Annotated in this window: 23 protein-coding genes; 5 read left to right on the top strand and 18 right to left on the bottom strand. The window is 47.8% G+C overall.

What is annotated here, in order from left to right:
- Positions 1-23: 23 nt before the first annotated feature.
- From trpS to rpe, 3 genes are read right to left on the bottom strand one after another with little or no spacing between them, the layout of a single operon-like run.
- The gene (gene trpS / locus L2713_RS16365; protein ID WP_011624823.1) at positions 24-1022 is read right to left on the bottom strand and encodes a tryptophan--tRNA ligase; all 999 of its coding nucleotides are present in this window, start codon (positions 1020-1022) and stop codon (positions 24-26) included.
- Between the two features lie 36 nt (positions 1023-1058).
- Positions 1059-1742 carry a phosphoglycolate phosphatase gene (locus L2713_RS16360; protein WP_109287262.1) on the bottom strand — a complete coding sequence of 228 codons (684 nt, stop codon included), beginning with the start codon at positions 1740-1742 and terminating at the stop codon, positions 1059-1061.
- Positions 1742-2419 (bottom strand): ribulose-phosphate 3-epimerase, encoded by a 678-nt coding sequence (gene rpe / locus L2713_RS16355; protein ID WP_011624821.1) that lies wholly within the window; start codon positions 2417-2419, stop codon positions 1742-1744. Before rpe ends, L2713_RS16360 begins: the two co-directional genes overlap by 1 nt.
- A gap of 262 nt (positions 2420-2681) precedes the next feature.
- Between rpe and L2713_RS16350 the strand changes: the two genes are divergently transcribed.
- Both L2713_RS16350 and L2713_RS16345 read left to right on the top strand, forming a co-directional pair.
- Positions 2682-3047: a hypothetical protein gene (locus tag L2713_RS16350; RefSeq protein ID WP_011624415.1), complete on the top strand. Its 366-nt coding sequence runs from the start codon at positions 2682-2684 to the stop codon at positions 3045-3047.
- Positions 3047-3232, top strand: a complete 186-nt coding sequence (locus L2713_RS16345; protein ID WP_011624416.1) for a DUF2970 domain-containing protein — start codon at positions 3047-3049, stop codon at positions 3230-3232. Before L2713_RS16350 ends, L2713_RS16345 begins: the two co-directional genes overlap by 1 nt.
- 24 nt (positions 3233-3256) lie before the next feature.
- Here L2713_RS16345 and L2713_RS16340 read toward each other — a convergent pair whose 3' ends face one another.
- The 9 genes from L2713_RS16340 to L2713_RS16300 all read right to left on the bottom strand — a co-directional run bounded on the left by L2713_RS16340 (position 3257) and on the right by L2713_RS16300 (position 12264).
- On the bottom strand, positions 3257-4096 hold the full coding sequence (locus L2713_RS16340) for a Dam family site-specific DNA-(adenine-N6)-methyltransferase (RefSeq protein WP_011624417.1): 840 nt from the start codon (positions 4094-4096) through the stop codon (positions 3257-3259).
- 48 nt (positions 4097-4144) lie between these two features.
- Positions 4145-5560, bottom strand: coding sequence for an AAA family ATPase (locus L2713_RS16335; RefSeq protein ID WP_248968597.1), 1416 nt, complete (start codon positions 5558-5560; stop codon positions 4145-4147).
- A gap of 18 nt (positions 5561-5578) precedes the next feature.
- A complete protein-coding gene (gene aroB / locus L2713_RS16330) occupies positions 5579-6658 on the bottom strand; it encodes a 3-dehydroquinate synthase (protein WP_248968596.1) in 1080 nt (359 codons plus the stop codon).
- A gap of 5 nt (positions 6659-6663) precedes the next feature.
- On the bottom strand, positions 6664-7179 hold the full coding sequence (gene aroK, locus L2713_RS16325) for a shikimate kinase AroK (RefSeq protein ID WP_011624420.1): 516 nt from the start codon (positions 7177-7179) through the stop codon (positions 6664-6666).
- Positions 7180-7398: 219 nt separating this feature from the next.
- The gene (locus L2713_RS16320) at positions 7399-9453 is read right to left on the bottom strand and encodes a type IV pilus secretin PilQ (protein ID WP_248968595.1); all 2055 of its coding nucleotides are present in this window, start codon (positions 9451-9453) and stop codon (positions 7399-7401) included.
- A gap of 21 nt (positions 9454-9474) precedes the next feature.
- Positions 9475-9990 carry a pilus assembly protein PilP gene (locus L2713_RS16315; protein WP_011718625.1) on the bottom strand — a complete coding sequence of 172 codons (516 nt, stop codon included), beginning with the start codon at positions 9988-9990 and terminating at the stop codon, positions 9475-9477.
- The gene (locus tag L2713_RS16310) at positions 9990-10616 is read right to left on the bottom strand and encodes a type IV pilus inner membrane component PilO (RefSeq protein WP_248968594.1); all 627 of its coding nucleotides are present in this window, start codon (positions 10614-10616) and stop codon (positions 9990-9992) included. The genes L2713_RS16315 and L2713_RS16310 overlap by 1 nt, the downstream gene beginning before the upstream one ends.
- Complete coding sequence (locus tag L2713_RS16305; RefSeq protein WP_086904089.1) at positions 10613-11197, bottom strand: PilN domain-containing protein; 585 nt, start codon at positions 11195-11197, stop codon at positions 10613-10615. Before L2713_RS16305 ends, L2713_RS16310 begins: the two co-directional genes overlap by 4 nt.
- Complete coding sequence (locus L2713_RS16300; protein WP_086904088.1) at positions 11185-12264, bottom strand: pilus assembly protein PilM; 1080 nt, start codon at positions 12262-12264, stop codon at positions 11185-11187. The genes L2713_RS16305 and L2713_RS16300 overlap by 13 nt, the downstream gene beginning before the upstream one ends.
- Before the next feature lie 191 nt (positions 12265-12455).
- Here L2713_RS16300 and L2713_RS16295 point away from each other — a divergent pair, with 191 nt between their 5' ends.
- Positions 12456-14975, top strand: a complete 2520-nt coding sequence (locus tag L2713_RS16295) for a penicillin-binding protein 1A (RefSeq protein ID WP_248968593.1) — start codon at positions 12456-12458, stop codon at positions 14973-14975.
- A gap of 61 nt (positions 14976-15036) precedes the next feature.
- Here L2713_RS16295 and argH read toward each other — a convergent pair whose 3' ends face one another.
- From argH to argC, 5 genes are all read right to left on the bottom strand, one after another.
- A complete protein-coding gene (gene argH / locus L2713_RS16290) occupies positions 15037-16404 on the bottom strand; it encodes an argininosuccinate lyase (protein WP_086904086.1) in 1368 nt (455 codons plus the stop codon).
- 83 nt (positions 16405-16487) lie between these two features.
- A complete protein-coding gene (locus L2713_RS16285) occupies positions 16488-17711 on the bottom strand; it encodes an argininosuccinate synthase (RefSeq protein WP_248968592.1) in 1224 nt (407 codons plus the stop codon).
- 60 nt (positions 17712-17771) lie between these two features.
- Complete coding sequence (locus tag L2713_RS16280) at positions 17772-18677, bottom strand: ornithine carbamoyltransferase (protein ID WP_011624429.1); 906 nt, start codon at positions 18675-18677, stop codon at positions 17772-17774.
- 12 nt (positions 18678-18689) lie between these two features.
- Positions 18690-19472, bottom strand: coding sequence for an acetylglutamate kinase (argB, locus tag L2713_RS16275; RefSeq protein ID WP_011624812.1), 783 nt, complete (start codon positions 19470-19472; stop codon positions 18690-18692).
- 31 nt (positions 19473-19503) lie between these two features.
- Complete coding sequence (gene argC, locus L2713_RS16270; protein ID WP_011624431.1) at positions 19504-20484, bottom strand: N-acetyl-gamma-glutamyl-phosphate reductase; 981 nt, start codon at positions 20482-20484, stop codon at positions 19504-19506.
- A gap of 664 nt (positions 20485-21148) precedes the next feature.
- Here argC and ppc point away from each other — a divergent pair.
- On the top strand, positions 21149-23818 hold the full coding sequence (ppc, locus tag L2713_RS16265) for a phosphoenolpyruvate carboxylase (RefSeq protein ID WP_248968591.1): 2670 nt from the start codon (positions 21149-21151) through the stop codon (positions 23816-23818).
- Positions 23818-24363, top strand: a complete 546-nt coding sequence (locus L2713_RS16260) for a YceB family lipoprotein (protein ID WP_086904083.1) — start codon at positions 23818-23820, stop codon at positions 24361-24363. Before ppc ends, L2713_RS16260 begins: the two co-directional genes overlap by 1 nt.
- A 98-nt stretch (positions 24364-24461) precedes the next feature.
- On the opposite strand, the gene L2713_RS16255 is transcribed toward L2713_RS16260, so the two are convergent.
- Positions 24462-25736 carry a CinA family nicotinamide mononucleotide deamidase-related protein gene (locus L2713_RS16255; protein ID WP_248968590.1) on the bottom strand — a complete coding sequence of 425 codons (1275 nt, stop codon included), beginning with the start codon at positions 25734-25736 and terminating at the stop codon, positions 24462-24464.
- Positions 25737-26051 lie beyond the last annotated feature (315 nt).

Raw genomic sequence — 26051 nt, 5'->3', positions numbered from 1 at the left:
TGTAATGGACTTTTTAGGGCAAATTACACTAACAAACCAATCTTCTCGTACACCTTTTTAAGCGTCACTTCGGCGCGAGCCTGGGCATTTTCAGCGCCAGCTTTCATCACTTGGTCGAGGTAAGCACGGTCGGCACGCAGCGCACGGTAACGCTCTTGCAGCGGCTCTAACATGCCCACTACCGCCTCACCCGCGGCACCTTTTAAGTGACCATACATCTTGCCTTCAAACTCGGCTTCGAGGCTGGCAATGCTTTGACCCGTGATACCCGACATTAAACTCAGCAGGTTAGACACGCCTGGCTTGTTTTCCATATCGAAACGCACGACTGGCGGCTCATCACTGTCGGTCATGGCTTTTTTCAGCTTTTTCATGACCGCTTTTGGATCTTCAAGCAGGCCAATCACGTTGTTACGGTTGTCGTCCGACTTAGACATCTTCTTCAGCGGATCCTGCAGCGACATCACCTTAGCGCCATGCTCAGGGATAAAAGGCTCAGGAATGGTAAACGTCTCGCCGTAAGCGTTGTTAAAGCGAGTCGCGATATCACGTGTTAACTCAAGATGTTGTTTCTGATCTTGGCCAACGGGGATTTCATTTGCTTGATACAGCAGAATATCCGCCGCCATCAGTACAGGATAACCAAACAGACCGACGTTAATGTTGTTGGCGTGCTTTTGTGACTTATCCTTAAACTGCGTCATACGGCTCAATTCACCCATTTGGGTATAGCAATTTAACGCCCAACCCAGTTGGGTATGCTGTGGCACTTGGGATTGGATAAACACCGTACTCTTCTTTGGATCGACACCACAGGCTAAATACAGTGCAAGCGTATCTAAACAGGCTTCACGCAATGCTTGAGGGTCTTGGCGCACGGTAATGGCATGCAAGTCCACCACGCAATATAGGCAGTCGTGGCTATCTTGCATGGCAACCCATTGACGCAATGCACCCATGTAGTTACCTATGGTTAATTCGCCGGACGGCTGTGCACCGCTGAGTACTATGGGTTTGGTCATTACGTCATTGCTCCAAATAAAGATAAAAAAATTCGATTAAACTGGCTGAGCGAGATTTAGCCAGCGCAGGATCTCGACAAACTGCTCACATACAGCGTCAGGGCCAGTGAGCCCAATATCTTCACCGTAGTTGTAGCCATAGGTCAAGCCGATTGATGCAACACCCGCCGCTTTCGCCGCTAAAATGTCATTTTTAGAATCGCCCACCATCAACAACTCACTTTTATCCAGTTGCCATTCGGCTAATAGATGCTCGAGCGGTAATGGATCGGGCTTCATCTTCGCCAGCGAATCGCCACCAAGCACTAAGCTAAAGAAGTCATTAATCTTAAAGGCTTCAAGCAAAGGCAAGGTAAAGCGATAAGGTTTATTGGTCACCACAGCCAGCTTAAATCCCGCATCAAACAGGATTTGCAGCACTTGATGCACATCGGCATAGAGTGCACTGTGCTTCTCAAGGTTTTCTTGATAGTGATGCATAAAGATGGGCATAGCCGCATCCAATGCCGTTTGCTCAACGTCTGTACCTAAAGCGTGACTCATGGCGCGGCGCATCAGCATTTCTGCCCCATTGCCCACCCAAGTTCTCACCTGTGCCTCGGTACACGTTGCTAAACCTAATTCGGCGAGTGCCGCCTGGGTCGCGACCGCAAGATCAGGCACACTGTCAATCAGTGTGCCGTCGAGATCAAAGGCAATCGCTTTAATCTGTTCCCGCATTATTTGACCTCAACTTTCGCCAACTCGGCGCGCATCTCGTCGACGACGGCTTTATAGTCTGGCTTACCGAAAATGGCAGAACCTGCGACAAACATATCGGCGCCTGCGGCGGCGATTTCAGCAATGTTATCCACTTTAACGCCACCATCGACCTCTAAGCGAATATCGAAACCACTGGCATCGATACGCTCACGCACTTGGCGTAGTTTATCTAAAGTCGAAGGAATAAAGGATTGCCCACCAAAACCTGGGTTGACCGACATCAGCAGAATCACATCTAGCTTATCCATTACATGGTCAAGATAGTGCAGTGGTGTTGCCGGGTTAAACACTAAACCCGCTTTACAGCCCGATTCTTTAATCAGTTGCAGGGTGCGGTCGATATGCTCAGAGGCCTCGGGATGGAAAGTAATAATAGACGCACCCGCCTTGGCAAAATCAGGCACGATACGATCAACAGGCTTAACCATTAAATGCACATCGATATCGGCCGTGATGCCATAGTCACGTAACGCTTTGCACACCATAGGGCCAATGGTTAAGTTGGGCACATAGTGGTTATCCATCACATCAAAATGCACTACGTCAGCCCCTGCATCTAACACGGCTTTAACGTCATCCCCTAAACGGGCGAAATCGGCGGATAAAATCGATGGAGCAATTAAAAATGGGCGCATAGGACACTCGCTGCTATTGAACAAAAAGTGCCTTATTTTACCCTTAGCTAGGTCATGCCTCTATAGCAAATGCCACATTTATCGCGATTGAAACCCAATAGAGGCGCAATTGGCGCACTCATAACGTACGGTAAACTCAAGGAGATGCTGAATCGTTAGAAAGATTTTAGTGAAGATTGATAAATTATTGTTCATAAACTAAGCGAGTTTGTTATACTCGGGTCGCTATCGTGGATCATTTAGTGGTTGCAAAGGAAGTATCATGAAGGGGCGGTTAACACAGTTTTCACACATTTTAGGCTCGGTGACCTTTAAGTCATCGATGATGTTGGCATTTACCGCAGTGGTAGTCGCCTCCTTAGCCTTTGGCGTGGAAAAGCTCACCGCAAGTAACGATACCTCCGCCTGCGCTTGCAGCAGCGATACCCGTTACAACAACAGCTTACCTAGCAGCCATCCAAATAACCGCTGTGCCGAACAGGCGCAAACCTTAAGCTGGAAGACTTGGCTCACTGGCAAAAATCGCTCTAGCCAGTTCCATTTTGTCGACTTGCTTGAATTACTCCATGGTCATCAAGACAAACCTATCGATGACTTGAAGCCTGCTAATTCACAACAGTCCTATTGATGCTAAGCCGGATCTGGCAAGTCTTTCACAGTACAATAGCCGCCTTCTTTGGGGTGCAGTCAGATAGAAATCGTCAAAAAGACTTCCAGACCAATTCACCATTACCGTATATTTTGATGGGAATCGTGTTAGCGATAGCCTTAGTTGCCAGCCTTATTTTGCTGGTTAGCCAAGTCGTTGGTTAAACCACTCGATACGACCACTTAGTATCAATCATCCTGCGGATCATAATTCTCATCGTACAACGCAATCAGCTCATCAACTTTGTTACGACCACTGCCATTTTGGCTAATGTTGCGCTGCACTTGGATCTTGGCAAGGTGTGCACCGCGATACAACTCACGTGTCAGTGGAATATCATGGTTACTAATCACGACAGGAATGCGTTGCTCTAACGCCATATGCCGCGAATAACGCGCCAGCAGCGCCTGATCATCCAGACTAAAACCGGCACCAACATAGGTGGTAAAACTTGCAGTGGTCGATAGCGGCGCATAGGGCGGATCGCAATAGATTACATCGCCAGTGCGGATTTGCTCGAAGGCTTTTTCATAGCCGATGCACTTAAACTCGGCGCGCTGAGCTTTCTTTGAAAAGGCTAGGATTTCCTTCTCAGGGAAATACGGTTTCTTGTAGGAGCCAAAGGGCACATTAAAGCCCCCTTTGCGGTTATAACGGCACAGACCATTAAAACCATGGCGATTCAAGTACAAAAAATAAACCGAGCGCAAAAAAGGATCGCGGGATTTATTAAAGTCTGTACGCACGCGGTAGTAGGCATCCTTTTGATTCATCTCATCGACGAATAGCTTCTTGGCCGCCTCAATGTATTCGGCGGGCCTTTCTTTCACTATGTTGTAGAGATTAATCAGATCTTGATTGATGTCGCAGAGTAAATAGCTGGGGTAGTCAGTATTTAAAAAGACTGAACCTGCGCCGACAAAGGGCTCAACTAAACGCTCACCTGTCGGTAAGTAGTTCGCTAGCTCATCCACCAATTTAAATTTTCCGCCGGCCCATTTCAGGAAGGCTCTATGTTTTTTGATCATTTAACTTGATGAATGCCGACAAAAATAAAGGCCATGATTGTACTCTGTTTATTCTGAAATTTCACCGCTTGAGCGCGTTTCTTGTAGTTGATAACCGCCGAGTTCTGCCCATTTTTTTATCAGGGGTTGGCTAAGATGATACTCTTTGACCAATTCTGCGGCCGCCTGCTGCGCCGATTGACTGTCGTTAAACTGCCCTACCAACACCACCCAAAAATGTTTGTACTTGGCGACTCGCACCTCTGGCACATTATGCAGTTTCTTAAGGAGTGACTGCACAGTTTCACGCTGGGAGACTGTAGCGATTTGGATGGCATAGCCCGTTTTTGGCCGTACCGATACGGGTGATGCAGGCTCAGGAGTTGCATTCACCACCTGAGTCGCTGAGTCTTCTTTCGCGTGCTCTGTAGGAGCTGGCGCAGGCTCTGCGTTATCAACCTCGGTGACGGTGCTGTCGCCCTTACTTGTCGCTTCATCGACTGGTGGCGCTATGCCACTCTCACCTTCCGCTTGAGGCTCTTCCCCATGGAACTTAGCCAATGGGTCCGCTTGTTCCACCGCTTCCGCTAATAATGCCTGCGTTAACGACTCGGCTTGCTGCTTAAAATACGGCGCTAGTATCTGTTTGCCATGGGCAAGAAACTCTGCGGAATCCACAGCAGGATAAGTCACGACCTCAGGAATTGGCTCACTGGAAAAGGGTTTAGCCAGACCAAGCCAAATTACTATGGTAATCAGCACACTGGCGAGCCCAATAAGCGCGACTATATATTGTGTCCATACTGATTTTTTCTCACCTTGGCCGTGAAGAGCCAGCTCCAGTAAGGCAACCACCTCCTGAGGAGTGCCCGTTTGCTTCTCAAGCTGAGCGCGCACTATGTCCCTTGGCGTAAACGGGTTTTGGTCACTATATCGTAGCAAGGTTTGATACAGTGCTTCGCGCTCCGGCAGGCTTAAGAGATCAATACTGACCGGCAGGATTTGTCGTCTTAACGACTCTGGCAGCTGGGGAAGTAAGTCGGCTAAAAATGCAGGCGGGACTGCCAATGTCACGGCGATACGCTGACCCGCACATTGCACTTGATTGAGTATGATGCACTCGGCCCACAATTCTTTAGAGAGTAAATGAGCATCATCGATAATGATGTGCAGCGGCTTACTTTGTTTCGGCGCGACGCGCAGTATGGTTTCAGCGAGGGAGATTTCGTCATCAAAAATCGGAGATGACACCAATTGCACTAAAATCTTGCGACGAATTTCAGCATTGTCGGCGTGCATAGGACAAATGACTAACGCAGCATTCGACTCATCAAAATCTGTGGCTAACGCCGTGAGCAGAGTCGTCTTCCCCGAACCGTGCGCGCCCACAAGCACCAGCAGCTGGTCGCTATAACTGGCCACATGATGCAATCTTTCTACGAGGGCTTCCTGTGAAGGAAGCAAGACTTGCCCCTGAAACGTCACTCATCCACCACACAAGGTTTATGCGCAGCAGATAACCTGTTCTAGGGTAGATTCAGGAACTTGGCTAAAGACATCAGCTCGACCAATGGCCGTCGGGAGTACCAGCCGGATCTGACCACCTAAGACTTTCTTATCGCGACGCATATGTTTAATAAAACTGTCGAAATCCATCGATTCCGGCGCTGTTACAGGCAGATCGAAAGCGTGGAACAATTGCACAATACGACGAACAATTGACTCATCAATCAATCCCATGGACTTAGCCGTTTGTGCAGCAAGGACTGTGCCAGCCGCAACCGCTTCACCATGCAGCCAATTACCATAGCCCATCTCGGCTTCAATCGCATGGCCAAAGGTATGCCCAAGGTTTAATAATGCGCGGACGCCCTGCTCGGTCTCATCCTGGCTCACGACATCAGCTTTAATCTCACAGCAGCGAGAAATCGCATAGACCAAAGCTTGAGTATCTAGGCTTTTCAATGCTTGAACATTGTTCTCAAGCCATTGAAAAAACTCAGTATCCCACATGATGCCATACTTAATGACTTCTGCCATCCCCGCAGCGAATTCACGTGCGGGTAAGGTCTGTAAGCATTCAGTATCGATAATGACGATCTGTGGCTGATAAAAAGCCCCGATCATATTTTTGCCAAGCGGATGATTAACGGCAGTTTTTCCGCCAACGGAGGAATCTACTTGTGATAATAGCGTGGTCGGAATTTGAATAAAATCGACACCACGTTGGTAACAGGCTGCGGCAAAACCCGTCATGTCACCAATAACTCCACCACCGAGAGCCACCAGCACTGAATCACGGCCATAATTGCGTTGCAGCAAAGCCGTAAAAATAGAATCTAAATGCGTTAAATCTTTAAATTGCTCGCCATCGGGAAGGATGACGCTAGATACCTCACCAAACGAAGCCATCGTGTCTTGGATCTGCTTAAGATACAAAGGCGCGACAGTTTCATTGGTGACGATAAGGATACGTTTTTTCAGCAGGTAGCGAGACAAGGTCTCGCTATCACTCATCAAACTCTGGCCAATATAAATGGGGTAACTGCGTTCACCTAAATCAACCTGAATTTGTTGTGTCATTCTGCCTAGAAACCTAATTTCTCTATGATTTGATTCGCAACAACCTTTGCACTTTGATCGTCAGTTTTAACGATCACATCAGCAATTTCTTCATACAGAGGGTTACGGATTTCTGCGAGGTTCTCTAATACTTCTCGCGGATCATCTACTTGCAGTAATGGGCGACGCTTGTCTCTTTGAGTACGCGCAACCTGTTTGTCGATAGTGGTTTCGAGATACACCACGATACCGCGAGCAGATAAATGATTACGGATATCTTTGCTCTGAACTGAACCACCACCAGTGGCAAGGACAATACCCTGTTTTTCAGACAGATCAGCAATAACCTGAGCCTCACGACGGCGGAAACCCTCTTCGCCTTCGACGTCAAACACCCAAGCAATATCTGCGCCTGTGCGTTGCTCAATCTCTTGATCTGAATCGTGGAATTCTAAATGCAGCATTTGCGCCAGATGGCGACCAATTGTGCTTTTACCTGCGCCCATTGGGCCTACCAGAAAAATATTACGTTTTTCAGCCATTTCTTGTACGTCTGAATCTTAATGAAAAGTATGCCTATATCGACTCACGATCAAGCCGACCTACTGTATGTTACCTTGCTCTTATGAGACTTGACCGGGGATTATCTCAGTTTCATGTCTAGTCTGGCAAGTGATGCACGCTATTTATGATAAGAATTGTATTTCAGACACAATAAAGCCAGCAAGGTATGCTGGCTTTATTCGACTCGTAACAAACGATTAGAGTTTCTCGTTCACAATTTTAGGTGTCACGAAAATCAACAGCTCTTGGCGCTCATTCTTGTCGGTAGTGTTACGGAATAAGAAGCCAACTAAAGGAATGTCACCCAGGATAGGCACCTTGCTCACGCGGCTGATTAAATTCTGCTGATAGATACCACCGAGCACAATGGTCTCGCCATTATCCACTAACACTTGCGTACCAATGCGTTGAGTATCGATAGCAACTGCCGGACCTGTGGGTGTATCCACCGTTTTACCCTGAGAGTCTTGAGTGATTTCAAGATCCAGAATCACGCGGTTATCAGGGGTAATTTGTGGTGTCACTCTTAATGACAATACCGCCTTCTTAAAGGTCACCGACGTCGCGCCACTGGAAGTGGATTGCACATAAGGGATTTCCACACCCTGCTCGATATACGCCGCTTTTTGGTTAGAGGTGGTAATGCGAGGGCTCGCGATAATCTCACCTTTGTTTTCCTGCTCAAGCGCACTCAGCTCTAAATCTAAGATGGTGCCATCGGCAAGCTTTGCCACATGGAAAGCGATGCTGGTTGGGTTTGTCACCGCCGCAGGTAAATTCACGTTCAAACGGTTATCCAGCGTTGGCACAGTACCATTGGCAATGCTTCCAGCACCCTCAAGGGTTCCTGACGTCCCTTTGCTACCCTGCTGATCAGTCACGCCCCAACGGATACCTAAATCTTCAGACACGTCGTCTTTTACCGTTACCATGCGAGATTCAATCAACACTTGGCGGATAGGAATATCGAGCACTTCAACCAAACGATGGATATTCTCGATGATTTCAGCGGTATCTTTCACTAACACTGTGTTGGTACGCTCATCGACGGCCACTGAGCCACGTGGTGACAATAGACTTGAGTCCGCCCCTTTGAGTAATTCGGCAATATCAGTCGCCTTAGCATAGTTGATTTGCAGATACTCAGAGTAGAGTGGCGCAAGCTCTTTTACTTCCTGCTTATTCTTTAGGTTTTGGCTTTCGCGAATCGCCAGTTCTTCACTTGGCGCCACCATCAGAATATTACCTTCGATACGCTTGTCGAGTCCTTTGGTTTGCAGGATCAAATCCAATGCTTGATCCCAAGGCACGTCATCGAGTCTTAAGGTGATATCCCCCTCAACCGTGTCACTAGTAACTAAGTTGAAGTTGTTGTAGTCGGCAATAATCTGCAACACAGTACGGACTGAAATATTCTGGAAATTTAACGAAAGGGTTTTTCCGTTATATTTCTTTACCTCTTTGGTCGCCGCAGCGCGCTCTACTTTGTTAATTGAGAGCCTAAAGAGATTATCTTCCTGTTTGTAATTGAACTCATAGTTACCCGAGACATCGACTAAAATCCGGGTCGTTAAATCGTCCTTAAAGGTTTCAAAATGCTTTACCGGTGTGGAGAAATCCTGCACGTCCATCACATATAACAAGTCGCTGTTAATATCTGTGTTGTAAAGCTGAACCTCAAGCTTGGCACCAATTTGTTCAACGTTCGCCGCAACCGAACGATTATTCAAATAGACTAATAACTCACCACCACCATTTGCATTGCGACGAAAATCGATATTTTTAACGCTATTAACGAACGGATTATTAGCAGCTTGTGAGCCCGCAACCTCATCGTTAATCGTTAAACGATAAGAATTACCAACGACACTACCTTGATACGGTTTAACCTTAGATAAGCCCAATGTCACCATTAAATGGGTATCTTGCTGCGCCGTCACTATGTCCTTCACACCGACTTGGTTAATCGGCAGACGATCCTTAGACAAGCCAGAAATACTGTCATCGAAGGTTAATACCAACTGAGCAGGAGAAGCATTAGAGTCAATTGTGGGCGCGCTAATTGCCTCCTCAAATACTAACTCGACTTCTAATTGATGATCGACAAGAGCATGGTATTTGACATCCATCAACCTATTTGCCGCAAAACTCGATGGCAAAAATCCAAATACTAATGCGATCCCAATAACAGACTTAGCTAAGCCTGAAGATAAAAACGATAACGGGATTTTTATCGCGGCAGAAGATTTCATTATTCCCTCATCCTTCGCTTGTTATTTTCCAGAAAGTTCGATGTTGTTTGTGCGTTCAGACCAACAACCAGAACCATCAGGAATTAATTCTACAACTTCCACATTTTGAGAAGTCACTTTCGCTATATGTCCATTAAACAATCCAAGATACTCACCTACGCCCATCCGATATACACTGCCATCATTGGTCTCAATAAGCGCCCAAATCGAATTACCTTCGCTTAAGGTGCCGCGCATTTTTAGATTGTCTAAAGCATAGGTTTCTAAACGGCCTTTGCGACGTTTTAAATCCGGCTGTAAGCAGTTTTTGCTGGTATCAACCACTTCTTCCGTTAACTCTCGAGAAGGTGGGACAAAAGGACTACGCATTAATTCGGCTTGATACGCAAAATGCTCAAATTTAGGTGGCTCTTTTAAGGGTGGAATATGCGCCACATGCTGTGCCTTGGTAGTAGTAACAAATAGCTCTAAATCACTACGATCGCCAACACAACCCATTAAAAAAAGACTTAATGCTAACAGAGGTAAGAGTTTCATTATTTCTTCCCCTTGTTATTGGCAGGCTTTTCGGGTGGTAATTCTGCTCCCTCTTTAAAGCGATAGGTTTTGGCCAATATATCCATGGCCAGATTACCGCTCTCGTCGCGCTTAATCGTAAAGTCGTGCAAGCTGACGATACGAGGCAGTTTAGCCACGCCGCTGACCATATTGCCGATTTGGTGATAATCACCTGTGACCGACATTTTTATCGGGAACTCAATATAGAAATCCCGTTGAATTTCAGGTTCCCAATTTAAGCTATTAATCCGTAATCCTGCGTCAGTGGCCACAAAGGTTAAGTCATCTAGCAGCCCTGGCATCTCATTCTCAGAGGGCAGCATTTTGAGTAGCTCGGCAAATTGCTCCTCCATCACAGCTAACTGTTCACGGTATAATTTAAGGTTGGCGGCAAGCTGATATTTAGTCTTAAAATCCTCTCTCAGCTGCTCTTCCTTTCTTTGCTCCGCGTTATACACATCGATAGCATCCGAAACCACGAGAAAATAACCCGCAGCGAAAACGCAAAGCGCCAATAGCACAGCGAAAAATACTTTGACTTGATTTGGCCAACCGCCGATGTTCTCAAAATCGATATCATTAAACTGACTTAGATCGAGCTTCATTTACTCGCTCCTTTTGCCGTTTTAATAGGCTCATCAGCCATGGCACCTTTAATGCTCACTCTTAAGCTAAAGCGTTGTAATTGTCTTAGCTCATCATCTTGAGACACGATAGATTGCATATTGGGATCGGTTAACCATTCGGATGCCTTCACCTTACGCATCATGTTGGCCACGTTGTTGTTCGATTCACTGCGACCTTCAATCAGTAATAAACTGCCTTTTTTCTCTAGACTAGATAGATATATTCCAGGCGGCACGATACGCACCAGCTCATCTAATACGTGTGTCGGCAAATTACGGGATTGCTGAAGGTTCAAAATGATCTCGGTCCGACGCTCAATATCTTTCTTACGCTCGGTGATCTTTTTAATCTCGGCGATTTGAGCATCGAGTTGTTGAATTTCAGACTGTAAATAAGCATTACGTCCGCGCTGTTCATCGGTCATCATGTCGAGTAAAGACAAGGCTACATAGACTAAAACTGCTGAGCCTAAAAATACCGCCGCTAATATTCCAATATAATCGCGCTTCTGCTTTTCTCTTGCTTCTTCACGCCAAGGAAGCAGGTTTATGTTCGCCATTGACCGTAGCTCCTCAGCGCTAAGCCACAAGCAACCATATATTTGCTAATGCTAGGTTGCAGTATATTTTTAACGGATTCATCCGCGTGCAGACACCCTTGGAAAGGATCGGCAATAATCGTGTGGACGCCTAACTCATTCGTTAATAAGTTAGCCATGCCTTCCAGTTTAGATGTTCCACCGCATAATACGAGATAATCGACTTTATCTTTACCACTCGACGTACAATAAATTTGTAGCGTTCGTTTAATTTGTTGCAGCAATTGCGTTTGGAAGGGAGATAGCACTTCGAACATATAATTACGTGGCAAATCGCCTTCAATTTTAGCTTTCTCAGCTTGTTCGTAGGACATGCCATAAAAAGACAGAATCGACTGCGTAAATAACTCACCGCCAAAGGCTTGCTCACGAATAAAGGTTGTTTCGCCCGACTCCACCACACTGAAGGTCGTCATGTTGGCGCCAATATCGACCATGGCCACCGCCTTCTGCCGAGCGCCTTCGGGTAACTGTCCTAGCACCAACTCAACGGCTCTGCCCAAAGCATAACCTTCCACATCAACAACTTTGGTTTCGAGCTCAACTTCATCGAGCGCATCGACTCTGGCATCAATATTGTCAGTGCGGCACGCGCTAAGCAGCACATCAACCTTAGAAGGATCGGTGCTATTGACATTTAAGGTTTCAAAATCAATGCTAACTTCATCGAGGGAGTATGGGATAAGGTTATCGGCTTCAATCTCAATTTGCGCTTCCATTTCCTCCTCGCTCAGCGAGGCATCCATGTAGATAACCTTAGTCATCACCGCAGAACCTGAGACCGCAACCGCTGCATATTTAACCGACTTTGGCAAAATACGCTTAATCTGTTTGAGACATTCAACAACGGCATCGGCATCACGAATATCATGATCGTTAATAGCCCCCTTTTTTACGGGAACCGCTGCATGACTTAGTATTTTATATCCATCAGCAGTCTTACTCAGCAGAATAGCCTTTACTTCATGGGAACCAATATCAATCCCGACCATTTGCGGAGCCTGACGCTTCCATAAATTTGAAAGCATAGTCCGTTGTCACTTTATTATTTGTATTCAGTAGTAAAAGAGATTAGCACAAAATCAACCCGTTATACGTATTTGTATAGAATGTTTCAAGATTTTACAAACGCTATTTTAGAGACGTCACGTTTTTGCTTCACCCAAACGTGCGCGCCTTATATACTGTCGCACTTAACTGAACATTAGGATCAATTTAGGTGAAGTGGTTAAAACGTATTGTTATAGCTCTATTCAGTCTAGCCCTTTTGGGCGTAGGCGCCATTGTTGCAGCATACTTTTATGTTTTGCCGGATCTGCCGGATGTATCGACACTAAAAAATGTGCAATTACAAACACCTTTGCGCATTTACAGTAGCGATGGCAAGCTCATCTCTCAGTTTGGTGAGAAGCGTCGCATTCCGCTGAAACTCGAAGAAGTGCCTAAACCGCTGCTCCAAGCCTTCCTCGCCACCGAGGATGCTCGCTTTTATGAGCACGGCGGTATCGATCCTGTTGGGGTGATGCGTGCCGCAATAGTCATGCTCACCACGGGTGAAAAGAAACAAGGCGCGAGTACTATCACCATGCAGGTGGCGCGTAACTTCTTCCTGACCCGCGACAAGACCATTATTCGTAAAGTGAAGGAAATTTTTATTTCCTACCACATCGAGCAATTGTTAACTAAAGATGAGATTTTAGAACTCTACGTTAACCGTATTTATTTAGGTCAGAGAGCCTATGGTGTCGGCGCGGCTGCTCAAGTGTATTTTGGTAAAAACGTTCAAGATCTGACGCTTTCCGAAATGAGTATGATTGCGGGACTCCCTAAAGCACCGTCCACCCTAAACCCTATTACCTCCCCTTCACGCGCACTTGCACGCCGCAACGTGGTATTGATGCGAATGAACGAAGTGGGTTACATCAGCAAAGCTGAATACCAAGCAGCAGTGCAAGAGCCGCTCGTCGCCAAATACCATGGCGCTGAAATCGACCTTTACGCCCCTTATATCTCTGAAATGGCTCGAGATTACATGGTGCAAAAATACGGTGAAGAAGAGGCCTACACGAATGGCTATAACGTCTACACCACAATTTCATCAGAGCAGCAACTGCTAGCACAGCAAGCATTACGCAATAACGTCTATGCCTATGATGAGCGCCACGGTTACCGTGGTCCCGCGGCGGTTCTTTGGACCGATGCTAAGCCGGATGATGCACAAATCAAAGCCGAGCTCGCAAAAATTACGCCTGTACAAGAGTTGCAACCTGCTGCGGTATTAAACATCGATGGTCAGCAAGCCAGCGTGTTAACCGCCAAGGGCGAAACCAAAGTCATTAAGTGGGATGGCCTAAAATGGGCGCGTAAATTTATCACCGATAAACGCCAAGGCTCGGTGCCAAAATCGGCTTCAGATATGCTAAAAGTCGGTGAGCGCATTTGGATCCGCGATAACGGTCAATACTTACAATTATCGCAAGTGCCAGAAGTGGCAAGTGCCACTGTTGCACTCGACCCAATAAATGGTGCAATCCGTACCTTAGTGGGTGGCTACAGCTTCAGCCAAAGCCAGTACAACCGCGTGACCCAAGCGAAACGTCAATTAGGTTCGAATATTAAACCTTTCATCTATGCTGCGGCATTAGAGAAAGGCTTTACGCTCGCGACTCTGATTAACAACGCACCGATTAACAAACCCGATATTAGCCAAGGTACTGCGTGGCGCCCTAAAAACTCGCCCGATATTTATGGCGGTCCAACCCGTCTGCGTGTGGGCTTAGCGCAATCAATCAACGTGATGTCAGTTCGTGCCATGCGCCATATTGGTTTAGATGCAGCCATCGCCGAGTTGACTAAGTTTGGCTTTGATCCTAACGACTTACCTCGTAACGAGTCGTTAGCCTTAGGTTCTCCTTCGGTCACCCCGTTGCAAGTGGCAACCGCTTTCAACGTGTTCGCAAACGGTGGCTTCTTGGTTGAACCTTACTATATCGAACGAGTAGAAGACTCCTTCGGTAATGTGATTGAGAAGGCAAATCCGACCTTGGCCTGTAAGCCTAACAACAGCTCTGTGCAGCCTAGCAGCGATCCAATGGGTTTTGGTGAGCCAACCACTCAAACCGATGAGCCTGTCGCCCATTGCTTCGAGCAAACAGGCCGTTATGCTCCGCAAATTATCTCTGAACAAACGGCATTCCTGATCACCGAAGCGCTGAAGAGCGTGATCTGGGGTGGTGGCGATTGGAGTAAAGGCACAGGCTGGCAAGGTACAGCTTGGCGTGCAGCGCAATTAATCAAACGTCATGATATTGCTGGTAAAACGGGTACAACCAACGAATCACGGGATACTTGGTTCAGTGGTTTTGGTCCGACACTGACCAGCACCTTCTGGGTAGGGTTTGATGACCATGGTCGTCAGTTAGGCAGAACCGCATGGAACTCTAATGGTGAGAAGGATCAGATCACGGGTACAGAGGCGGGCGCTAAGACCGCAGGCCCAGGCTGGAACGAGTTCATGAATAACGTGCTGAAGGGCGTACCCGAAACCACAGCGATTCCACCAGAAGGGATTGTCTCTGTGCGAATCGATCTGGCGACCGGCAAGCTGACTCGCAAGACTGACTATACTAGCGCATTTGAATACTTTATCTCGGGCACTGAACCTAAGGAATACATCAGTGAAAGCCAAGATGAAAACAACCTATTCATCGATGCGCCGACAGACGATTTATTCCAATAAAATAAATCACCATAAAAAACGCGACCCTAGAGTCGCGTTTTTTTATTACTCGATTAAAGCATTAAACAACTTTCTTTGCAGCGATGGCTTGCTTCACCTGAGTTAGCGCCGTACCACCGAGGACATCACGTTTTGCCAAACAGGCTTCGATAGTGAGGTTGGGATACACATCCGCCTCGATGATATCGGCAAAGGTTTTAAACTCAGCGAGAGAGAAGGCTTCTAACGGGATCTTCTTAGCGATCGCGGCAACGACAGCCACACCGACCACATGGTGCGCTTCGCGGAATGGCATGCCTTTAGACACCAGATAATCCGCCAATTCGGTCGCGTTGGCATAACCTTGCTGCGCGGCTAACAGCGCATTCGGGCGGTTAACGACTAAGCCAGATAACACTAATGCCGCCATATCCAAGCAGATTGCCCAGCTGTCGACCACATCGAACAAGCCTTCTTTGTCTTCCTGCATGTCTTTATTGTAGGCCAGAGGTAATGCCTTCATCGTGGTGAGAATACCCACTAAACTGCCGTACACACGGCCCGTTTTACCGCGAATAAGCTCCAGCGCATCAGGGTTTTTCTTTTGTGGCATTAACGATGAACCCGAGGTCACTTCATCACTTAATGAGATAAAACCCGCTTCACCCGAGTTGAAGAAAATCAAATCTTCGGCCATACGGCTTAAGTGCATCATGCTGATTGAAGCCGTAGAACATAGCTCAACTACATGGTCGCGGTCCGACACGCTGTCCAAACTGTTTAAGGTTGGCGATGCAAAGTTCAGTGCCGCTGCCAGCACATGTCTATCCATTTGATAGGCTGTGCCCGCCAAGGCGCCCGAACCGAGCGGACAGGTATTGGCGCGCTTTAAGGCATCGGTTAAGCGGCTAAGATCGCGCTCAATCATCTCCACATAGGCTAAGCACCAGTGGCCAAACGTGACTGGTTGAGCACGTTGCAGGTGAGTATACCCCGGCATGACAGCATCGAATTCACGCTCAGCAAGCGCGATAAGTTCGCTGCGTAAGGTTTGCAGGCGAGCCACTAATGCCGCACCTTCGGATTGGCACCAGAGCTTTAAATCGGTAGCGACTTGGTCGTTACGGCTACGGCCCGTATGGAGTTTTTTACCCAGATCACCGACTTTAGCAATCAACGCCGACTCCACGAAGCTGTGAATATCTTCCGCGCCCGATGCGAGAATAATCGCAGGATCGCCCTTCACTTCCACCAGCAACTCGTTCAGTGCTTTCTTCAAGTCGCTGCATTCAGTAGCAGTGATAATGCCGACACTGGCAATTGCATCGGCCCAAGCGATAGAGCCGACAACATCCTGCTCAAACAAACGGTAATCCACAGGCAGTGAATCGTTGAATAATTTAAATAGCGCGCTGGTTTCGCCCTGAAATCTTCCACCCCATAAAGCCATGCTCAATCCCCTCGGTCACTGCTTTGAATACGTTAAAACTTAAGATATAAAAAAGGGCGCTAGGCGCCCTTTGAGTCTGCCTATTACTTAGCGTTGAGCGCGCGAATGCGGCTTGCTAACGAGTACAGACGGATAAAGCCTTCAGCGTGTTTTTGGTCATACACTTGATCTTCACCGAAGGTCGCAAACGCTTCAGAATACAAGCTGTTTGGCGAACGTTTCTTAACGGCAATCGCGTGACCTTTGTAGAGTTTAACCACAACTTCACCGTTAACAGACTCGGCTAATGACTCAGATGCCGCCAGCAGCGACTTACACAGAGGTGTAAACCAACGACCGTCGTACACTAAGTGCGCCATTTGGGCGCCCACTTGCTCGCGCCAAGTACGGCTGGTTTTATCCAGCACTAACTCTTCAATTGCGCGCAGCGCAGCAAACATCACAGTGCCGCCTGGAGTTTCGTAGCAACCACGAGACTTCATGCCCACTAAACGGTTTTCGGTGATATCGATACGACCCACGCCATGTGGTGCAGCGATGGCATTCAACTTCATCAGTGCAGCGTAAGGTGTTAATTCCTCACCGTTTACTTTGGTCACACGGCCATGTTCAACTTCGAGTGACACATATTCTGCTTGATTTGGTGCATCTTCTGGATCGGCAGTCAGCGTCCACACACCTTTGCTTGGCTCGTTCCATGGATCTTCCAACTCGCCACCTTCGTGGGAAATGTGGAATGCGTTAGCATCACGGCTGTAGATCTTAGTCGCAGAAGCCGACGTTTTGATATTACGCTCAGCTAAGTAAGCCAGCAGATCTTCACGGCTCTGCATGGTCCATTCACGCCATGGTGCAATCACTTTTAAATCAGGCGCTAATGCCGCAAAGCAACCTTCGAAACGCACTTGGTCGTTACCCTTACCGGTACAACCGTGGCACAGGGCATCGGCCCCCACTTTACGAGCCACTTCAACCTGCGCCTTAGCGATGATTGGACGCGCCATTGAAGTACCTAACAAGTATGTACCTTCGTAGATAGCACCCGTTGCCATGGTTGGGTAGATGTAGTCTTTAACGAATTCTTCTTTCAGATCGACGATATGACATTCCGATGCGCCAGAAGCTAATGCCTTTTCAGTCAGACCCACTAATTCTTCTTCACCCTGACCTACATCAGCGCAAAAGGCGATGATTTCACAGTTGTCGTAGGTTTCTTTTAACCAAGGAATAATGGCCGAAGTATCTAGACCACCCGAATAGGCTAAAACGACTTTTTTCACGCCAGTGTTTTTGTTCTCGATAGACATCTTAAATTCCTATAACTCGTTTCTCACCTTGGAGAAAGTAGGCTGCTAAACAGGGTTAAATTAACTAAATAGGGTTACCAGTACTGCGTTTTGGGCGTGCATCCGATTCTCTGCTTGTTGCAGGATCAAGGAGCCTTCGCCATCCATCACTTCATCGGTCACTTCAACACCGCGGTGAGCGGGTAAGCAGTGCATAAAGAAGTGAGCACCCGCTTTCGCCATCAAGCCCTTATTGACCTGATAAGGTGCAAACTTATCCTTAATTTCCGCTAACGGTGTTGGATCACCCATGGAAATCCAGGTATCAGTATAGATAGCATCGTGACCTTCGATAGCACCAATATCTGAAGTCAGTACAACCTTGCCGCCATATCGGCTGGCAAGTTCTTGTACTTCGGCCACGACGTAGCCATCAGGAAAGTGACCCGCAGGGCAGATCACTGTCATGGTGGCACCGAGAATGGCCGCGCAATACATCAATGAATTCGTCACGTTATTACCGTCACCTACGTACGCTAGCTTAACATCACTGATATTTTCAAAATGCTCGGCCAAGGTTAAGAAATCGGCCAGCGCTTGGCAGGGATGATATAAATCCGAAAGCGCATTTATCACAGGCACAGTGCCAAACTCGGCTAATTGTTCGATGGTCTTGTGGGAGAAAGTTCTCGCCACAATAGCATCGGCCCAACAGGATAGGTTAGAAGCAAAGTCAGCGACCGATTCCCGCTTACCTAAAGCACCATTTTGTTGGTCTAGGTATAAACAGTGGCCGCCGAGCTTGTTAATACCGATATCGAAGCTAACACGAGTACGCAGGGATGGCTTTTCAAATAACATCACCACACTCTTACCGTCCAGCGCATGACGATACTCAGCGGGATTCGCTTTAATCGTCTTGGCTAAGGTAATCAGATCCAGCAACTGTTGCTGGGTTAACTCTTTTATCGATAGTAAATGCTTCATAACCTACTCCGCTTATGGTTGGATTTGTGTGCCCACGGCCTCACCTTTTGCTAATGCGACTAATTGGCTTGCATCACGCCATGAGGCAACTTGAACCGCCTGCCCCATCCACTGCGCCACTTCGAGCGCAGCTTCTACTTTTACTTTCATTCCCTTTTCGATCACGCCTTGCTTCACCAACTCAGCAATCTGTTGGCCTGTCAGCGAAGGGATTAATTGACCTTTACCATCGAGCACGCCAGACACATCCGATAACAGCACCAACTTGCCACCGACCAACTTAGCTAATACCGTCGCCGCTTGGTCAGCGTTCACGTTCAGCATTTGGCCATCGTCCATCATGGCAATCGAGCTACAAATCGGCATCCAACCTTGGGACAGAATAAACTTGAGGTAAGTGGCGTCTTTAGGAGAAACCTCGCCCACTAAGCCTAAACGCTCATCTTTGATCTTGGCCGATACTGTGTTGCCATCGGCTAAGCTCATACCCACACTCACAATCCCAGCCTTTGTCGCTGCACCTTGGAGGATCTTGTTTGATGTTCCGGCCAGTGCACCGGCAATAATCGGCATTTGCTCCGGCGGGGTCACCCGCAGGCCTTCTAACTTGACGGTTTCCATGCCGTTTGCGGCTAATTGCTCATCGACCAAACAGCCGCCGCCATGCACCATCAGCACTTGCTGACCATTAGCGATCATTGCTGCGGCGGTATCCATTAAACGCGCCATCCCCATTTCGCACTGCAGCAGGGCGCCGCCGACTTTAAGAACTAATACTGAGTTGTTGGTAGACATCTTGACGACTCTCTTAAATAATGATGAACGGTTAAAGGTTAAAGTGAATCTTTATGCATTGCAGGGCTTGGCTCGCCGCGCCTTTCATCAAATTGTCGATCGCACTGGCAACCACTAAGTAGCCACTGTTCTCATCAAACTTCCAACCTAAGTGGCAATTCGGAGTCAGCACCACATCATCCACTTTCGGGAACTGGTTCTGTTTCACTGTCACCAGCGGAGCTTGGTCATATACACTGTATGCCGCAGCCACATCGGCAGTGGTAGTGCCTGGTTTTAGCTGTACCGTGATGGTAGCTAAAATGCCGCGCTTGAAGTTGCCTAGGTGCGGCGTGAAGATCACCTCTTGCCCCAGTTGAGTGGCAATCTCGGGTTGATGTCTGTGGCCTAATACGCCGTAGGGTGTGAGGCTCACTTCGCAAAAACTAGTATGCAGTTGCGCCTTACGACCCGCCCCCGTCACACCGCTGACCGCATTGATCACTGGATAGGCTGAGGTCAGTAAATTCTTTAATGGTTTCAATGCTGTTAATGAAGCTGTTGGATAACAACCTGGCACAGCAATCATCTTAGTGGCGGCGACTTCTTTGGCATTCCACTCGGCCAGACCATAGACTGCCTTGGCCAACACCTCGGGATATTCATGCTCAAAACCGTACCACTTAGGGTACTGCGCCACATCGCTGAAACGATAGGCACCGCTCAAGTCAAACACGGCTAAACCTTGGTTATAGAACCACGCCGCTAAATGCAAACTCACCGAATGTTCGGTCGCTAACACCACGGCATCCGCCTCGGCGACGATCTTAGCCTTCGCTTCTTCAGTCAGTGGTGACAGAGCTAAGTCAATGTGGCTATAGACAGGGTACAAATCTGCTAAAGCTCTACCTTTATCTAAACTATTTTCAGAGACATACAGACCTTGAATCGATAATTCAGACTCCGCATGGACTAAAGCTGTTAGTTGTGCACCTGTGTAACCACTGGCACCGATAATGGCGATGTTTTTCATATGTATTTTATAAACCGAATCAAAGAGACTTAAAGAATAGATGAATAGCGTACACGCACCAGCGTATATCTATGATGACAAGACTATCGTCGTAGGAAATCGTAATGGGTCGTTATTTTATTCACTGACGGCTTAACGCTATACATCATGATATTTACTCTACAGTTCACAAGGGGTGACTCATCTCAACTGCTGGCTAGACTACCACAAAGATCTATTTATGCAATATATGTGAATATATATTTTTATTGAATTTTGCATTTTATCTGCGTTCAAGCACGCTTAGCAAATAACACAATACTTCACTAACTGCTTAATAACTCAGTTATCTATGGATGAAAGACTGAAAAATCAGTCCTTTTTATTAACACCGAATACACATACCCGCAAAGCCGCAAATAATGCAGTTCATATTCACTTCCACTAAACATAATAAAATATTGCGTTAGCTCGCATTTATATTGAATATTCTTCAACAATTATCGCGATTAGTTGCATATAAGATAAGCCAGTCGTATAAGTTATAAGTTCTGCTGTTGACCATTGCCCTCAGTGGTGGGTATTGTGCTAGCGGGCTATATACCCAAGCGACCTGAAGACTCTCATCACCTACAGGTTGTTTGGGTATATTGCGGATTTTTATATTTTTCAATTCGGAGTAACTATGGCAGGTAATGTGGCAGACAATGTGACCGACATGTATGCGTCGTTAAGATCGAACGTGAGTATGTTAGGGCAGATCTTGGGCGATACGATGCGCACCCACCTCGGCGATTCTTTCCTCGAGAAGGTTGAGCAAATTCGTAAACTCGCAAAAGATTCCCGCCGTGGCGACGAAGCGGCACGGGAGCAAATGCTAGAACTGCTCACGGCGCTCCCCGATGAAGAATTAGTGCCTTTTGCTAAAGCTTTCAACCAATTCCTCAACTTAGCAAACTTATCCGAACAATTTCATACTATTAGCCGTAACTGCGATGAGCTGGTTTGCGTACCGGATCCGGTCGAACAGTTGCTTGGCCGCATGCTTAATGGCCGTATCGATCAAACCAAGATGTTGGATTGCTTAAAAACGCTGGATATCGACTTAGTCCTCACCGCGCATCCAACGGAAATCTCTCGCCGCACACTGATCCAAAAATATGCAGCGATTGTGGATTGCCTCGCCGAGCAAGAAAACAATCAACTGTCGGACAGAGAGCGCCGCCAAATTAATCTGCGTCTGCGCCAGTTAATCGCCCAAATCTGGCACACTAATGAAATTCGCCGTGAACGCCCAACGCCAGTGGATGAAGCCCGCTGGGGATTGTCGACCATTGAAGAATCCCTATGGCATGCGGTACCCGACTTTTTAAGGCAGCTCAACGATCAAGTACAAGATCGCACCGGCCAGCAATTGCCTATCGATATAGCACCGGTGCGCTTCTCAAGCTGGATGGGTGGCGATCGCGACGGCAACCCTTTTGTGACAGCTAAAGTCACCCAAGAAGTGTTAGATCGTAATCGCCATGCCGCCGCCCGTTTATTCCTCAAGGATATAGTGTTGCTAGTTGGCGAGTTATCGATGGAAGAAGCCAACAGCGAGTTGATGGCGTATACCAACAATAGCTGCGAACCCTATCGTTTTGTACTGCGTTCATTAAGACAAAAACTGCGCGACACCATCGACTACTTAAACGCCCGCATCGAGGGCCATAACCCAGAAGTCGATAAATCGACGCTGATTTGGCAAGAAAGCGATCTGAAAGCGCCGCTAGAGATGCTGTATAAGAGTTTATGTGACTGCGGCATGCGTTTGATTGCTAACGGTTTACTCCTCGACATTCTGCGCCGTCTCGCTTGTTTTGGCATCCATATGTTACGGCTCGACATCCGCCAAGACGCAGGCCGCCACTGCGATGTACTTGCAGAGTTAACCCGCTATCTAGGTATGGGTGACTTTAATCATTGGGATGAAACCGAAAAACAAGCCTTCTTGCTGCGTGAACTCAGTAACCGTCGTCCGCTGATCCCAAGCAACTGGCAACCTTCTGCCGATGTGGCCGAAGTGCTTAACACTTGCCGCTTAATTGCCAAACACCCTGCTAAGGCATTGGGTTCCTACGTGATCTCGATGGCAAGCAAGCCTTCAGATGTATTAACCGTATTATTACTGCTCAAAGAAACCGGCTGTACTCATCCAATGCGCGTTGTGCCGCTTTTTGAAACCTTAAGCGACTTAAATAACGCCGCCGAGTGTATTACCGCACTGCTCGATATCGACTGGTACCGTGGTTACACCAAAGGCATGCAAGAGGTGATGATCGGTTATTCAGACTCGGCCAAAGACGCGGGTGTAATGGCGGCCGCTTGGGCGCAATATCGCGCACAGGAGCAATTAGTCGCCGTCTGTAAACAGGCTGGCGTTAAGCTGACGCTGTTCCATGGTCGTGGTGGTAGTATTGGTCGCGGCGGCGGCCCAGCTCACAAAGCGATTCTGTCGCAACCGCCCGGCTCAGTTGATGGCCGTATTCGCGTCACCGAACAAGGTGAGATGATCCGCTTTAAGTTCGGCCTGCCTAAATTGGCTGTGCAAAGCTTAGCCCTGTACACCTCAGCGGTGTTAGAAGCGACCTTACTTCCGCCGCCCGAGCCTAAGCAGGAATGGCGCAATTGCATGGAGCGAATTGCTGAGGAGTCAGTGAGTGCTTACCGCGGTATTGTCCGTGAAGAGCCTGATTTTGTGCCTTATTTCCGTGCAGCCACTCCTGAGGTTGAACTAGGCAAACTACCATTAGGTAGTCGCCCGGCAAAACGCCGTGTCGATGGCGGTATCGAGAGCTTACGTGCCATTCCTTGGATTTTCGCTTGGTCTCAAAACCGCTTAATGTTGCCAGCATGGCTCGGCGCCGGTGAAGCATTGCAGGCTGCCTGCCAACGTGGCGAAATGGGCTTGCTACAGGATATGGAGCGCGAATGGCCCTTCTTTAGCACGCGGATTTCCATGCTGGAAATGGTGTACGCCAAGGCGGAACCTAACTTGGCGCGCTACTATGAAACCTGCTTAGTTCCGCCCAATCTTCACCACTTAGGCGAAACTTTACGCCAGCGTTTAGATCTCGGTATTAAAGTGGTGCTGGAGCTGACTAAATCGGATACCTTAATGGCGCATACACCCTGGAATCGCGAATCAGTCAAACTGCGCAATCCCTATATCGATCCATTAAACTTCCTGCAGACCGAGTTATTGGCTCGTACTCGCAAGGAAACAACCGAAGCTCCCGCTTCCGAACACGTGCAACTCGCCTTAATGCTGACGATTGCCGGTGTCGCTGCGGGCATGAGAAACACAGGTTAATGAAAAAACTCACGCTTAGCCTTTGCTTAGGATTATCTGTACTGCTTGGCGGCTGCGTCACGCAGTACAGTATCAGCGAGCATGAAATGGAGCAGTATCTCAGCAAAGAGATCCATTTTGAGGTGAAACAAGGTAATCAACTCGTGGGCGCGCAAGTGCGCATTAACGACATCAGTGTCAGACTCGGCGAAAAGCCTGACACTATGAGCGTCAGTGCGGCCACTCAAGTGTCCATCACTAATCCTATTTTTCCGTTGAAGGCGCAGCTTTCAACCACCTTTGAGGCCAAGCCTTGGTATGACAGTGCCACCCACAGCGTCTACCTACGCCAGCTTGAATTGGTGAAAGTAGAATCAACGCCCAAGGATATCGAGAAAGCCATCAGTAGCGCGACGCCACAGGTTATGGGCTACTTAAGGCATTTCCTCGAGAATCAGCCCGTTTATGTGCTCGATACGAAGGACAGTAATCAAGCGCTGATGGCCAAGATGACCGAGAGCATTCAAGTCGTCCCTGGCAAATTAGTCCTTAAATTCACAAAATAGCGGCTCGTGTTGCAAACCATTCGCCATAAAAAATGCTCCCTCGGGAGCATTTTTGTTAATCCAGCTAGACTGACTAAAACCCTTCAGCATCCAAAGAGCTACTTGCTGAAACGCCCTATCGATTGATAATCCACAATCACAGCTTCTGTGAGTAATTCACGTCTTAACATATCGTAGGCCACTGCCGCACTTAAGCTGCGCACTAAATCCCGTGAGCGTCGCGGCAGTTTTATCATTTGGCTGTAGACGCCACTGCGAGTTGCCAAGGCAATTGCAACTGTTCCGACGGGCTTCTCTTCGGTTCCGCCATCCGGTCCCGCTATTCCACTGGTCGCTAAGGCAAAATCACTGTCTAAAATAGCACGCGCGCCCTTAGCCATTTCTTCGACCGTGGGAATAGACACTGCGCCGTGATCGTCTAACGTCGCCGGATTAACCCCTAACACTCGCACCTTAGACTCGTTACTGTAAGTCACCAGACCGTGTTGTAAATAGGAAGAACTACCCGGGAAATCCACTAACTGACTAGTAATCATCCCGCCCGTGCATGACTCGGCAACACTCAAGGTCAAGCCAGAATTCAGTAACTTAGCATGGATTTCCTCGGCAAGCGTCGCTTTATCTTCGGCGACAACCGCAGTTCCCAGCACCATTTTGATGTGCCCAGTCACCCTTGGCAGCAAAGCAATCGCCTTCTCACCGCGGGCAAAGATCTTAATCTCAATATGTGGCATTGAGGAGCGATAACCAATGGTAATCCCCTCAGGCAACTCCAATGGCTCAATTTTGTCGGCAAGGGAAGACTCGCCATGACCTATGGTCAGCAACTTCTTCAGCGACACCTTAGCATCGAGGTCAAACTCTTCACGGATAAAAGGAATAAATTGCTCCTTCACCATATGCTTGAGTTCAAATGGCACACCTGGGGTGAAGAATAACCAGGCTCGATTCAACTTCACTCTAAATCCACAAGCCGTACCGACGGGGTTATCCACCATCACCGCAGACTCGGGCAGCATCGCCTGCTTCAAATTACTGACTGGCATCTCACGGTTATTACGCGTAAACCAATCTTCTAGATGCTGACGCCACTCGCGATTCTCAACCAGAGACTCTCCCTTGGCCTTAGCCATTGCTTCGGCAGACATATCATCACTGGTCGGCCCCAAGCCGCCATTCACTAAGATGACATCGGCATGCAAGCTACGCTCTTGGAAAACCGCAATTAAATCCTCGAGGCGATCCCCCACAGTCACTCGTCGTTGGATCTCAATGCCATGCTCCATCATAGTGCTAGCAAACCAGGCCGCGTTAGTATCAACAATCTGACCCGACAGCACCTCTTCCCCAGTGCAAATCATCTCTAACTTCATCATAGATCCTTAGCTACCCCAATAAATTACTGCATAAGGTAAGTAACCTCTGAAGTAATAGCAAGAGTTGCCATCGACAGGTATGGCTCAGTAACGTGAAGAAAATAAGGCTACAAGTCGCTATTTAGCGCACATCAGGGGTCTGTGAGTGAAAGAGGCTGAAAATTGGAATAAATGATTTCAAAATCACAATTTAAAAATGGTAAACACGAAAAACAAAAAAGCCAGCTTATTCAGCTGGCTTCATTGTTTAATTAGGCGCTTGGCGATGACCTACTCTCACATGGGGAGACCCCACACTACCATCGGCGCGAT

The organism is Shewanella seohaensis (assembly GCF_023283775.1).
Taxonomy (GTDB): domain Bacteria; phylum Pseudomonadota; class Gammaproteobacteria; order Enterobacterales; family Shewanellaceae; genus Shewanella; species Shewanella seohaensis.
The sequence above is the reverse complement of the archived record's forward strand: the minus strand, read 5'-3'. Positions and strand labels throughout refer to the sequence as shown.

What these genes read in the sequence shown, in the direction of transcription:
- aroK (WP_011624420.1), bottom strand. Translation starts at nt 7,179, where the DNA reads ATGGCTGAAAAACGTAATATTTTTCTGGTAGGCCCAATGGGCGCAGGT.
- L2713_RS16340 (WP_011624417.1), bottom strand. Translation starts at nt 4,096, where the DNA reads ATGATCAAAAAACATAGAGCCTTCCTGAAATGGGCCGGCGGAAAATTT.
- L2713_RS16310 (WP_248968594.1), bottom strand. Translation starts at nt 10,616, where the DNA reads ATGAAGCTCGATCTAAGTCAGTTTAATGATATCGATTTTGAGAACATC.
- rpe (WP_011624821.1), bottom strand. Translation starts at nt 2,419, where the DNA reads ATGCGCCCATTTTTAATTGCTCCATCGATTTTATCCGCCGATTTCGCC.
- L2713_RS16350 (WP_011624415.1), top strand. Translation starts at nt 2,682, where the DNA reads ATGAAGGGGCGGTTAACACAGTTTTCACACATTTTAGGCTCGGTGACC.
- L2713_RS16260 (WP_086904083.1), top strand. Translation starts at nt 23,818, where the DNA reads ATGAAAAAACTCACGCTTAGCCTTTGCTTAGGATTATCTGTACTGCTT.
- L2713_RS16345 (WP_011624416.1), top strand. Translation starts at nt 3,047, where the DNA reads ATGCTAAGCCGGATCTGGCAAGTCTTTCACAGTACAATAGCCGCCTTC.
- L2713_RS16305 (WP_086904089.1), bottom strand. Translation starts at nt 11,197, where the DNA reads ATGGCGAACATAAACCTGCTTCCTTGGCGTGAAGAAGCAAGAGAAAAG.
- L2713_RS16285 (WP_248968592.1), bottom strand. Translation starts at nt 17,711, where the DNA reads ATGTCTATCGAGAACAAAAACACTGGCGTGAAAAAAGTCGTTTTAGCC.
- ppc (WP_248968591.1), top strand. Translation starts at nt 21,149, where the DNA reads ATGGCAGGTAATGTGGCAGACAATGTGACCGACATGTATGCGTCGTTA.
- argB (WP_011624812.1), bottom strand. Translation starts at nt 19,472, where the DNA reads ATGTCTACCAACAACTCAGTATTAGTTCTTAAAGTCGGCGGCGCCCTG.
- argC (WP_011624431.1), bottom strand. Translation starts at nt 20,484, where the DNA reads ATGAAAAACATCGCCATTATCGGTGCCAGTGGTTACACAGGTGCACAA.
- trpS (WP_011624823.1), bottom strand. Translation starts at nt 1,022, where the DNA reads ATGACCAAACCCATAGTACTCAGCGGTGCACAGCCGTCCGGCGAATTA.
- L2713_RS16315 (WP_011718625.1), bottom strand. Translation starts at nt 9,990, where the DNA reads ATGAAACTCTTACCTCTGTTAGCATTAAGTCTTTTTTTAATGGGTTGT.
- aroB (WP_248968596.1), bottom strand. Translation starts at nt 6,658, where the DNA reads ATGACACAACAAATTCAGGTTGATTTAGGTGAACGCAGTTACCCCATT.
- argH (WP_086904086.1), bottom strand. Translation starts at nt 16,404, where the DNA reads ATGGCTTTATGGGGTGGAAGATTTCAGGGCGAAACCAGCGCGCTATTT.
- L2713_RS16300 (WP_086904088.1), bottom strand. Translation starts at nt 12,264, where the DNA reads ATGCTTTCAAATTTATGGAAGCGTCAGGCTCCGCAAATGGTCGGGATT.
- L2713_RS16320 (WP_248968595.1), bottom strand. Translation starts at nt 9,453, where the DNA reads ATGAAATCTTCTGCCGCGATAAAAATCCCGTTATCGTTTTTATCTTCA.
- L2713_RS16255 (WP_248968590.1), bottom strand. Translation starts at nt 25,736, where the DNA reads ATGAAGTTAGAGATGATTTGCACTGGGGAAGAGGTGCTGTCGGGTCAG.
- L2713_RS16280 (WP_011624429.1), bottom strand. Translation starts at nt 18,677, where the DNA reads ATGAAGCATTTACTATCGATAAAAGAGTTAACCCAGCAACAGTTGCTG.
- L2713_RS16360 (WP_109287262.1), bottom strand. Translation starts at nt 1,742, where the DNA reads ATGCGGGAACAGATTAAAGCGATTGCCTTTGATCTCGACGGCACACTG.